Annotated in this window: 8 protein-coding genes and 1 pseudogene; 5 read left to right on the top strand and 4 right to left on the bottom strand. The window is 70.9% G+C overall.

The window, feature by feature from the left end; translation table 11 throughout:
- Window positions 1-960: 960 nt before the first annotated feature.
- Window positions 961-1,497, bottom strand: a complete 537-nt coding sequence (locus Srubr_RS40060) for an MFS transporter (protein WP_189999764.1) — start codon at window positions 1,495-1,497, stop codon at window positions 961-963.
- Between the two features lie 654 nt (window positions 1,498-2,151).
- On the opposite strand from Srubr_RS40060, the gene Srubr_RS40055 reads away from it, so the two are divergent.
- The 3 genes from Srubr_RS40055 (at window position 2,152) to Srubr_RS40045 (ending at window position 4,545) form a co-directional block, all read left to right on the top strand.
- On the top strand, window positions 2,152-3,390 hold the full coding sequence (locus Srubr_RS40055) for an NAD(P)-binding protein (protein ID WP_189999763.1): 1,239 nt from the start codon (window positions 2,152-2,154) through the stop codon (window positions 3,388-3,390).
- A gap of 217 nt (window positions 3,391-3,607) precedes the next feature.
- The gene (locus Srubr_RS40050; protein WP_229927009.1) at window positions 3,608-4,327 is read left to right on the top strand and encodes an LmbU family transcriptional regulator; all 720 of its coding nucleotides are present in this window, start codon (window positions 3,608-3,610) and stop codon (window positions 4,325-4,327) included.
- Between the two features lie 80 nt (window positions 4,328-4,407).
- Window positions 4,408-4,545 (top strand): hypothetical protein, encoded by a 138-nt coding sequence (locus tag Srubr_RS40045; protein ID WP_189999762.1) that lies wholly within the window; start codon window positions 4,408-4,410, stop codon window positions 4,543-4,545.
- Here Srubr_RS40045 and Srubr_RS40040 read toward each other — a convergent pair.
- Entirely contained in the window at window positions 4,538-6,022 is a 1,485-nt protein-coding gene (locus Srubr_RS40040; protein ID WP_203855019.1) for an FAD-binding oxidoreductase, read from the bottom strand. The two genes, Srubr_RS40045 and Srubr_RS40040, sit on opposite strands and share 8 nt — an antisense overlap.
- A 649-nt stretch (window positions 6,023-6,671) precedes the next feature.
- Here Srubr_RS40040 and Srubr_RS40035 point away from each other — a divergent pair.
- Window positions 6,672-7,709, top strand: a complete 1,038-nt coding sequence (locus tag Srubr_RS40035; protein WP_189999760.1) for a glucose-1-phosphate thymidylyltransferase — start codon at window positions 6,672-6,674, stop codon at window positions 7,707-7,709.
- Window positions 7,710-8,128: 419 nt separating this feature from the next.
- The gene (locus Srubr_RS40030; protein ID WP_189999759.1) at window positions 8,129-9,505 is read left to right on the top strand and encodes an NDP-hexose 2,3-dehydratase family protein; all 1,377 of its coding nucleotides are present in this window, start codon (window positions 8,129-8,131) and stop codon (window positions 9,503-9,505) included.
- A gap of 10 nt (window positions 9,506-9,515) precedes the next feature.
- On the opposite strand, the gene Srubr_RS40025 is transcribed toward Srubr_RS40030, so the two are convergent.
- Window positions 9,516-10,505: an NAD-dependent epimerase/dehydratase family protein gene (locus tag Srubr_RS40025; protein ID WP_203855018.1), complete on the bottom strand. Its 990-nt coding sequence runs from the start codon at window positions 10,503-10,505 to the stop codon at window positions 9,516-9,518.
- A pseudogene (locus Srubr_RS40020) lies at window positions 10,502-10,721 on the bottom strand (putative sugar O-methyltransferase); the annotation flags it as partial. The pseudogene Srubr_RS40020 and the gene Srubr_RS40025, both read right to left, overlap by 4 nt.

The raw sequence follows: 10,721 nt of genomic DNA, 5'->3' as shown, positions 1-10,721 counted from the left end.
TCGTGCTGCGGCTTTTTGACTACCTGATGCTGCGCAAGCCGTGGACGGTGTGGGTGACCAGCCACCAACTCGGCCTGGAAGCGGCGGAGAAGACGGGCGATCAGCGGGCGCTCGCCTGGCTCAAGACCCATCTCGCCCATGCCCGCTGGTGGTTGCGCGACCGCGCGGAGAGCGGGCGGCTGTACGAGGAAGCCATGGCCCTGCACCGGGCGTGCGGGGACCGTTGCGGGAGGCCTGGAGTCTGGCGGGCATGGCGACCGCCGCGCGGGACCGCGGTGACCCCGGGCAGGCCTACGGACTGTCGATGCGGGCCGTGCGGATCTTCGAGGAGGTCGGCGACGAGGAGGGCCATGCCGCGGCTCTCGCCATACTCTGCGACATAGAGACCCAGGCGGGCAAGTCCGATGCGGCGCTTGAGGCCGTGCGGCACTCGCTGCGGCTGTGTGAGGAGATTCGCGACCATCAGCGGCTGGGCCGCGGCCTGATCAAGATGAGCGTATCTGCGAATTCCGCGGGGACGTCGAGCAGGCCCTGCGTTACGCGCGGCTCGCGATCGACCTGCACCGTTCGGACAACGACCGCTGGAGCGAGGCGGGCGGGCTGGTCTGGCTCGGTGACCTCCTGGCCCGCTTCGGGGAGAAGGACCGGGCCACCGAGGCGTGGAACGCCGCGCTGCGGCTCTACGACGAACTCGGCGACCCGCGCGCGGAGAGCCTGTCGCAGGAGCTGCAGCGCACGAGCTGAGGCTGTTGCGCCGGCTGTCCCGCCGGCGGGACAGCCGGTGCGCGGGCCGTTGGCACAGCCGGCGCGGATACCGCGGGAGGCGTCGGGCCACCGCGTGCTCAGGGCCGCGACCCCCGTCTGCGGCGCGTGTGCGGGAACGGACCCGCGCTGCCTGGGGGGCAGGCGGACGGGCGCCGTCACCGTCGAGGAGCTGACCGTCCGGCGGCCTCGCCCGGGTCACCGTGGACGGCTGCTCCCGGTGCTTTTGAGGTCCGGCTTGCTGAGGTGATGCGCGAGCGCGCCGGGATGGCCTCCGGTTCGGTGTCGCCGGCGGTGTGGTTGATGACGGACAGGAAGGCGCCCGACGCGCCGCTGCGGCGTGCTGCCGGCTGCCGGGATGCCCGCCCGGCTGCCGGAGCACGGGGCCGTGTCGAGGACGCCGGCGTCTGCCCCGGTCTGCTGCGGGCCGGGGGTGACGAGCGAGGCTCCGGTCGGCCGTGGTGGCACGGTGCCGTTCCCGGTGCCGGTCAGCGAGCTCGGAACGAGGGTGCCGCCGGCTGCCGCGTCGGCTTTCGGGGCCGGTGGTTGCGCCGCGAACGGCAGCGGACCCACCATGGTGGTCATCCCGCCGATGACGACCACAAGCCCGTGCTTGGGCACGAGCCGGAAGGAGACCATCGCGCCGGTGCAGGGCATCGCCGCGCTCGACGTGACCAGCGGGCCTGCCTGCAGCGGTGAGGAGCCGCGCCCGGCCTGGAGCAACTGCGACAGCACGCACACGGGGCCGCGAAACGGGCGAGGAACGCCGTGCCGGTGACCGGCCCGCAGGTGCGGGAGCGCACGCGCGACACAGTCAGGTGAAGGACGGGGCTGCCGCCGCGTTCCGGCAGGACGCGCTGCCGGCGAACGGTGGGCCGGCCCACCGGGACCGTGGCGACGAGGCAGATCCGCGTCCGCGCCGGCGCCGGCCTTCCTCCCTGCCCTGTCGACCGCGGCTGCGGCGTCCGGGCGGCCACCGGTTGCCACGGCTGCCGAGCGATCCCGTACAGCGGGCGGGCCACTGCGAAGGCGCTCGTGCCGGCCAGGTCACCGACCTGTCCGCCGGTGGTCGGCCCGCTCGCGTACGCGAACGCCTGGCTGCGGACGACGCGTTCGAGGGTGGCCGGGCCGCTGGTGAGGTCTGCCGTCTGTGGTGCTGCGCTCGGCTTCGAGCACGGGCAGAGAACATCGGGTAAGTGGGTCATCCGCGGTTTGCCGTGCCCCTGGGCGAGCGGGGTGCCGGCGGCTGCCGCGGCGGGAGCGGCGGGGATGCTCAGGCGGGCCCGGAGCACGCATGGTCGTCAGCACCGGCCTGCCCGCCCGGGGGCTTTTGTGAAGGAAAGACAACGACACGAGAAAGGCGCGAGGGTGGTCCCGCGACGGCATGCGGTGGTGATCGGCGCCGGGCTGACCGGTCTGCTGGCCGCGAAGGTGCTCACCGAGGCATTCACATGGGTGACGGTCCTGGAACGGGAACAGGTGACGGGCGGCGCCGACGCGTTGGACCGTCTGCCGGACGGGCGCCGTGTCTGCGTGCTGGCGCCATTGTTCGGCGACCTCGTCGAGCAACTGCTTCCCGGGTTCATGGACCTGCTGCGCGCGCAGGGCGCCGCGGCCGGCGACATCCTGTCCGACGTCCGCTGGTACCTGGGCGGACAACCGCTCAGACAGCGGGAGACCGGGCTGACGGGCCTGTCGGTGAGCCAGGCCTTCCTGGAGGGCGTCCTGCGGCGCGTGCTGCTGCAGTGCCCGGGCGTCGGCATCGTCGACAGCTGCGATGTCACCGGCCTGATGGCGACGGCCGACGGCCGCCGGGTGACCGGTGTCCGCGTCCACCCCTGCGGCGAACGGGAACAGGGCGTCGACGCCGACCTTGTGGTGGATGCCTCGGGCGAGGCCTCGCACCTGGCATGGCTGACCCGGCTGGGCGTCGCCCCGCCGCGTCCCGACACCGTCCATCTCGGTGTGAGTGAGGTTGTTCGGCGTTACAGGTTGCCTGTGGGTGTGCTTGAGGGTGATTTGGCTGTGGTGGTGGCTCCTACGTGTGCTGTGCCGCGTTCGGGTTGTCTGGTGCGTGAGGAGCGGGGTCGTTGGGCTTTGAGTCTGGGTAGTTTGGTGGGTGATTTGCCGCGTTTGGGTGACGACCGGTCTTTGCTTCGGTTTGCCGGGGGTCTTGCGGCTGGGGATATTCGTGAGGTGCTGGGTGAGGCGGAGCCGCTTGGTGAGCCTGCGTTCCCGTATGTGTCTGGGCGTGTGTGCTTTCGGTATGGCAGTGCTCGTGGTCTGCCTTCCGGGCTGTTGCTGATGGGTTTGGGTTGTGTCCACGGGGATCTGGTCGGTTCGCGGGCTGCGACTGTTGCGGCTTTGGAGGCGTTGGTCCTGCGTGAGTTCCTCGGTGCGGGGGGCACGGTTTCCGGGTACCGGTTCCATCATCGGGCCTGGCGTTTGAGGGACCGGATTTTTGCCCGGACGCATGCTTATATTCCCCGGTTTTCTGTCACTTTGCGGCATTTGCCGTTGTCTTTGAGGCTGCGTCATCGTCTGCTGGACCGGGTTGTGCAGGCGGCGGTGTGTGACGCGGAGGCGGCTTTGAGGCTGTTGGGTGCGTATGGTCTGGTGCGGTGGTAGGGGCGTGGCTGTGGGGCTGGGCCGGGTGTGGCCTTTGTGGTGTGCCTGGTGCGGGTTCGGGGTGGTTGGGTGTTTCCTTTCAGGAGTCAACAGGTCAACACTGGTGTTGGGCTTTGTGGTCCCTTCATGCTGGTGGCACGGCCGCGCGCGGCCTGTGTGGCCGCGGCCCGGCCGACGGACAGGGGACGACGGACGGACATGATCGGTGACTGCAGGCATGCAAGCGACAGACATCGTGCGCGGGGGGCGTCATGCCATGGCGCGTTCTGCTCCTCGCCGGGCGGGGCTTCCGCTTATCGACGCTGGAGGCGGCGGTCAGAACGCGGCCGGCGTGGCTGTGGCCGGGCCGGTGCCGGCCCGGGCGCGGGCTGGTCACAAGGGCCAGATCCTCACCACCCGGGTGGGATTGCGCCTGCCGGCGGCGCTGCCGTTCGAGACATGGCAGGCGGCCGGCCGGAAGCTTTTCCAGACGGCCGACTCCTTCGCCTGGTGTCTTGGGGACTGGCTGGTGTATGGGCAGGACAAGTACGGTGACCGGTACCGCCAGGCGGTGGAGGCGGCCGGCCTGGATTATCAGACGCTGCGTAACTATGCGTGGGTGGCGCGGAAGTTCGATGTCTCGCGCCGTCACCCTCAGCTGAGTTTCCAGCACCACGCCGAGGTGGCCGCGCTGCGACCGGGTGATCAGGACGTCTGGCTGGCGCGGGCGCATGACAACGGCTGGTCGAAGACAGAGTTGCGGCGCAGGGTGCGTGCCCACCGGGGCTCGGCGGAGCGCCGGGGTCTTGCCCGGTTGCCGCTGGTTCAGGTGGAGAGTGAAGCGCTGACGCGCTGGCAGGCTGCCGCCGAGCTCGCCGGTAAGCCGTTCGCCGACTGGGTCACGAGCGCTTTGGACGTGGCGGCCTGTGGCACGGCGAAGCACTGCGACGCGGGCTGAGCGGCCGGGGCCGAGGGCGGTCCGGCGGTGCGTTGCGCGGTGCCGGGCGGTCCGCCGGGCAACGCCGCCGGTCACGTGTCGTGGCGTCGGTCGTTCTCGCTGTCGTCGCTGTCGTCGCTGTCGTCGCTGTCGTCGCTGTCGTCGCTGTCGTCGCTGTCGTCGCTGTCGTTGCTGCCGTTGCTGTCGTCGCTGTCGGGGTGGGGTTGTTCGTCAGCTGATGCTGCGGGGGAAGCGGAAGAAGCCGTGCGGGTCGTAGGCGTGCTTGATGCGTGCCAGGCGGGGGTAGTTTTCGGCGTAGTAGGCGGTCCGCCAGTCTTCCAGGGCGGGGTCCATGTAGTTTTGGTAGCTTTCGGGCAGGGAGTGGCGGTCGAGGACGGCGAAGCCGTCTGCGAGCCAGTTTTCACAGGCTGCTGTGTCTTCGCTGGTGTAGGCGGGGTCGGGCAGTTCTGCGGTGAGTCCGGCCAGTATCTGGGTGGTGCGGTGTACGTAGGCGGTGTCGGTGCGGGCCGGTTCGTTCGCGGCGCCTCCGAGGGCCTCGAAGTACAGTTTGCGGGTCTGTCCGGTTCGCATGTGCGTGGGGTCGGTCAGGACTGTCAGGAGGTCCTCGATGTCGGCGGGGGGCACCGTTGAGTCGAACATCCGGGACCGGGTGCGGTAGTAGTTCCAGCGGGGCACCATCGATTCGGGTGTGGTGCCGGCCCGGTGGCATTGTGCGGTGGTGAGGGTCGCGCAGCCGTAGATCTGCATCATGCCTTGCTGAAGCGATCTTTCTGCGACGGTCCGGTTGAGGGGGTTTGTGCCGACTGCTGCGACGAGTTCGTCGATATGGCGGTCGAGGTCTTCCACGGTGCCGTACCAGGTGCCGGCGATGCTCACCATGGTGTCGGGTGAGGGGGGGCTTGCGGAGCCGGCTATGAGCAGCGAGGAGAGGTCGTTGGGTGCCCTTGTCACCCACTGCTGCCAGTTTTCGATCGTTGTGGCCGTGTCGCCTGCCGACCAGACCAGTCTGTAGCCGGTCAGGGTGGTGCGTCGTATGGGTTGCAGTGTGTAGCTGGTGACGACGCCGTAGTTGCCGCCGCCGTTGCCGCGCAGTGCCCAGTACAGATCGGGGTTGTCTTGGGCCGAGGCGCGTACGGCGCGCCGGTCCGCCAGTACCACTTCGGCTGAGACGAGCCGGTCGCAGGCCATGCCGTATTTGCGTGTCTGATGGCCGATGCCGCCGCCCTGGATGAATCCGCCGGCGCCTACGGTGGGGCAGAGGCCGCTGGCCAGGGCGAGCCCGTGCGGGGTGAGGGCTGCCAGCGCGTCGACTTGCTGGGTGCCGGCCCCGATCGTGACGAGTGTTTGGTCGGTGGTGACCCGGTTCAGCCGGGAGACGTCCAGTATTATGCCGGTCGTCGTCGAGTAGCCGCCGAAACTGTGTCCGCCGCTGCGGGGAACGGTGTGTATCCCTTTGTCCTGGGCGAACGCCAGGACGGTCTGGACATCCTGTGTGTTCTGGCAGTAGGCGATGGCCATCGGGTGGGTGGTGTCGAACTGGCGGAGTGACTGCTCGCGGGCCTGTTCGTAGCGTGCGTCCGACGGCAGGATGAGATCACCGTCGAGGTGACGGCTCAGTGCGTTCCAGCCGGCCGTGCCGCGGCGCCGGGTGGTGCTGCCGGCGGCGGATCCGGTCGGCCCGAGGAGGCCTGTCACCGCACCGGCCGTCGATGCGGCGGTCAGGCTCAGGACAGCACGGCGAGTGAGGTTGCCTGCCACAGTGATTCCCCCATACGTGTAAGACGTTGCCGTGATTCTCATCATTCGCTGAGAGCGGGCGCAAGGACGAGGGCCGTAACTGACCGCCCTCACTCGGGGTTTTCGGGCGGATACCGGTAACGAGGGGAACGGCCCGGCACCCCGGCACCCCGGGCCCCGTGGCGGGGGGGAGGGGTTGAGCACGCGGGTGTGTGAGCCGGCGGCCGCCCGCGCCGTCGGGCCGGTGTCTGGATGTCCTGGCCGGCGGGCCGGGGGGGGGGATGTTCGTTGTGCTGTACCGGGGGGTGTGCTGCCCTGCTCGGCTGTGGCAGGTCGGCGCGGGGCGTCCGGGCCGGTTCTGCGTTCTTCGGCCAAGAGGGGGGCACCGGTGGGCGCTGCTGTTCAGGCATGGCCCTCGCGGTTGTGTGCCGCGGGGCGTGTGGGCGGCCGCCTGACGCCGGTGTTTTGCATGCTGTGCCGGGGGAGGTGGCGGGCTGCGTCGTCACGAGCGCGTGTGAGGAGCCGGGGGGCCTGGTATCCGTCGTGCGGGCCGGTCGGGGAGCGGCGCTTGAGCAGGTCTCGAACGGCAGGGCTCAGGATGCAGGGCATGAAGGCACTCGTGCTGGCCGGCGGGAGCGGTAGCCGGTTGCGCCCGTTGACGCTCTCGATGCCCAAGCAGCTGATCCCCGTCGCGAACGAGCCGGTCCTGCGGCACTGCTTGCGCAACATCCGGGCCATGGGCATACGGCAGGTCGGCGTCGTGGAGGGCGAGCACGGCGACCAGATCCGGGCGGCGCTGGGGGACGGGGCGGCGCTGGGCCTGGACCTCACCTACATCCGGCAGGACACCCCGGCCGGGCTCGCGCACTGTGTCCGTATCGCCGCGGGCTTCCTCGGCAACGAGGATTTCGTCCTGTACCTGGGTGACAATGTGGTGGTCGGTGATCTGGCGGGCGCGGCCGAGGAGTTCAGGTCCAGCCGGCCGGCCGCGAAGCTGCTGCTTGCCAAGGTCGCCGATCCGAGCCAGTACGGTGTGGCCGGCCTCCGTGCGGACGGCAATGTCCGTGCGGTGGTGGAGAAGTCGCCTTGCCCGCCGAGCGATCTGGCGATCATGGGTGTCTACTTCTTCACGCCGGAGATCTGTGCCGCAGTAGACCGGATCAGTCCCAGCCCGCGCGGTGAACTGGAGATCACCGACGCGATCCAGTACCTGATCGATGCGGGGGGTACCGTCTCCGCGCAGCCTTTCACCGGCCTGTGGAAGGACACCGGCACGGTCGAGGGCCTGCTGGCCTGCAATCGGCTGCTGCTGGACGGGTTACCTCCGAACATCGCCGGTGTGGTCGACGCGGCGAGTGTCGTGCACGGCGATGTGACGGTGGAGAGCGGTGCGCGGGTGACCCGCTCCGTGCTGCGCGGGCCGCTCGTCCTCGGCGCGGGCAGCGTGGTCGAGGACAGCGTCCTGGGCCCGTATGTCGCCCTCGGGCCGCAGTGCCGGGTGCGCAAAGCCGTCGTGCGGGACTCGATTCTCCTGGGCGGCTCCGTCGTGCGGGGAGGGCCACCGGTCACCGGTGAGATATCCAACGGCCGGCTGCGGGTCACGGCACCTGCCACCTCCTCGGCCGAGGACCGCAGTGCGTCGTGATCAGCGTTCTTCCGGGTTCGTCCTGCCCGCACCGATCGCCGCCGCGGCGGCCGCGTCGGCCGCGGCGGCGGTCGGCGGCCCGCACACCGAGCCGCAGGAAGAGCACCGCGCATGCTGCCGCGCCCGCCCGTCCACCCCGCATCGCGGGCGCGGGGCGGGCGGATCACTCGCCCGCCGGGCTGTATGTGTCGGTTGCCCGGGACGGGTCGTGCCGGGGCACCGCCATGTTCCTCGCCGGCGGGGGCGTCCCGGCCGTGCGGGGAGCGGTCTACGGGCGGGCCGGCGCCGGCCCGCCCGGCCCGCCGTCACCGCGAGCGACGAGCGTACCGGCCCGGCCGTGGCCCGGCTGACCAGGTGAGGGCGGGTGTCACCGCGCTGCGCGCGGTGCGCTGGCGGACCTCGTATCGAAGGGATCGAGCATGACGACCGCGACACAGCTGGCAGCGCGGGATGACACCCGGCTGCCCGCACGGCTGGAGCGTTCCCGGCGGGCCGTCGTGGCCGGTACGGGCATGCGGACCCAGGACGTCGACGCCTGGCTCGCCGGGCGCCGCCAGGCGCACCGCTTCACCGTCGAGCGGGTGCCGCTTGAGAAGATCGACGGCTGGTCGTTCGAACCGGGAAGCGGCAATGTCGTGCACCGCAGCGGGCGGTTCTTCAGCGTGGAGGGGCTGGATGTCGCGATCGACGGCCGGGCGTGGCAGCAGCCGATCATCGTGCAGCCCGAGGTGGGGATCCTCGGCATTCTGGCCAAGGAGTTCGACGGTGTCCTGCACTTTTTGATGCAGGCCAAGATGGAGCCCGGTAATCCCGGCCTGCTGCAGCTCTCGCCGACCGTGCAGGCCACCTACAGCAATTACACCGGTGTGCACCGGGGCGCCGATGTGAAGTACCTGGAGTACTTCACGCGGCCGGGAAGGGGCCGGGTGGTCGCCGATGTGCTGCAGTCGGAGCACGGTTCCTGGTTTTTGTGCAAGTCCAACCGCAACATGATCATCGAGACGTTCGACGAGGTGCGGCCGGACGAGGACTTCTGCTGGCTCACGCTGGGACAGATCGGCAGCCTGCTGCGCCGTGACCATGTCGTGAACATGGACGCGCGCAGTGTCCTGGCCTGTGCGCCGATGGCGCCCGCGGAGGCGGGCGCGGTGCGCTCGGACACCGATGTGCTGTCGTGGTTCACCAACGAGCGGGCCCGGCACGAGGTGCGGGCCCGGCGTATCCCGCTGGCCGAGGTGAGCGACTGGGTGCGCACCGAGGACCACATCCGCCACGTCGACAACCGGTATTTCCGGGTCGGCGGGGTGTCCGTCGTCGCCGGCAACCGTGAGGTGACCTCGTGGATGCAGCCGCTGCTGGAGCCGGTCGGCGTGGGTTTGTGCGCGTTCCTGGTCCGCCGCTTCGCCGGGGTGGTGCACCTGCTGGTCCACGCCCGGGCGGAGGGGGGCCTCCTCGACACCGTCGAACTCGGGCCGACGGTGCAGTGCACCCCGCAGAACTATGCCCATCTGCCGGAGCGGGAGCAGCCGCCGTTCCTTGATCTGGTGCGCCGTGCGGGAGCGGACCGGATCCGCTACGCGGCGCTGCACTCGGACGAGGGCGGCCGTTTCCACAACGCGGTCAGCCGCTGCCTGCTGGTGGCGGCCACCGAGGCGGAGGCGGGTGCCGAGCCGCCGCCCGGGTTCGCCTGGGTCACTCCCGGCCAGCTGCATTCGCTGGCCCGGCATGGCCACTACCTGAACATGCAGGCGCGTACGCTGCTCGCGGTCGTGGGGCTGCTGGAGGGGCTGTTGTAGGCCGGCGGCGCTATCGGGCGCTGTGGGCGAACGCCTCGACGCAGCGCCGCAGCGCGAGGTGCAGCGGCACCCGGGGGCGCCAGCCGGTGGCCGCCCGGAACCTTGAGGAGTCGATCGTGACGCTGTGCATGTCGGTGGCCGTGGCGAAGTCGGGCGGCGGCAGGCACACGACGGGCACCGGCGGCCGCCCCAGGTGGGCGCCGACCAGGTCGGCGATCGTCCGCAGGACATCGCCCAGGGGCACGCCGCGGCCGGTGCCCAGCAGCCAGTGCCGGCCCGCGAGCACCTGGGCGTGGTCGATCCCGGCGAGGAAGGCGTCCGCGGCGTCGTGCACGTACAGCAGGTCGCGTTCGACGGTGCCGTCGTTCCACAGGGTGAGTTCCTCGCCGGCGAAAGCCTTGCGCACCATGGTGCAGACCACGCCGCGGCCGGTCAGCCGTCCCCGCGGGCTGTCCCCGTACACGGTGGGCAGCCGCAGGGAGACGCCGCGGACCAGCCCGGCGGCGTCGGCGGCCTTGAGTATCTGCTCGGCTGTGTGCTTGTGCCGGTCGTAGGCGGTCGTGGGCCGGTCGGGTTCGCTGCCGTCGATGGGCATCCGCTCGGGCAGGCCGGCCTGCGAGGTGGAGCCCGCGAACAGGACGGCGGGCGGCCGGCGGGTGTTGCCGAGCAGGCCGACGAGGTCGCGCATCACACCGACGTTCACTTCTTCGGCGGCCGGGTTGCCCGCGGCCTCACGCCAGTCGGCGGTGTGCATCAGCAGATGGACCACCGTGTCCGCGCCGGCCACCGCCGCTTCGAGCGCGGCGCGGCCGGTGAGGTCGGCGCACACCGTCTCGATGTCGGCCACCGCGCCGGCCGGCACCGGCTGCGGGCGGCGGCCGACGGTGCGCAGCCGGACCGGGCGCCGGGCGAGGGCTTCGACGACTGCGGCGCCGATGAAGCCCGAACCGCCCAGCACCACGATCAGCGGCCGGTGACCGCCGTCCCCCGCGGCCGTCACCGCGGCACCGCCCCGGCGCGGTACAGGGCCTGCCAGTAGTAACTCCACGACACCGCGCGTTCCCGCGCCACGCACTGCCACCGCGGGCCGGGCCGGTAGGCGGACACGAAAGCGGGCACCTTCTGCAGCACCGCCTCGCTGTCGTGGATGTCGATGACGTCGCGCAGCAGCCCGCTGTTGAGCGCCAGCTCCACCACGGCGGCGCCCTGCGAGTGG

This window comes from Streptomyces rubradiris, assembly GCF_016860525.1.
In the GTDB taxonomy this organism is placed as follows: Bacteria; Actinomycetota; Actinomycetes; order Streptomycetales; family Streptomycetaceae; genus Streptomyces; species Streptomyces rubradiris.
This window is presented reverse-complemented; position numbering and strand designations above follow the sequence as displayed.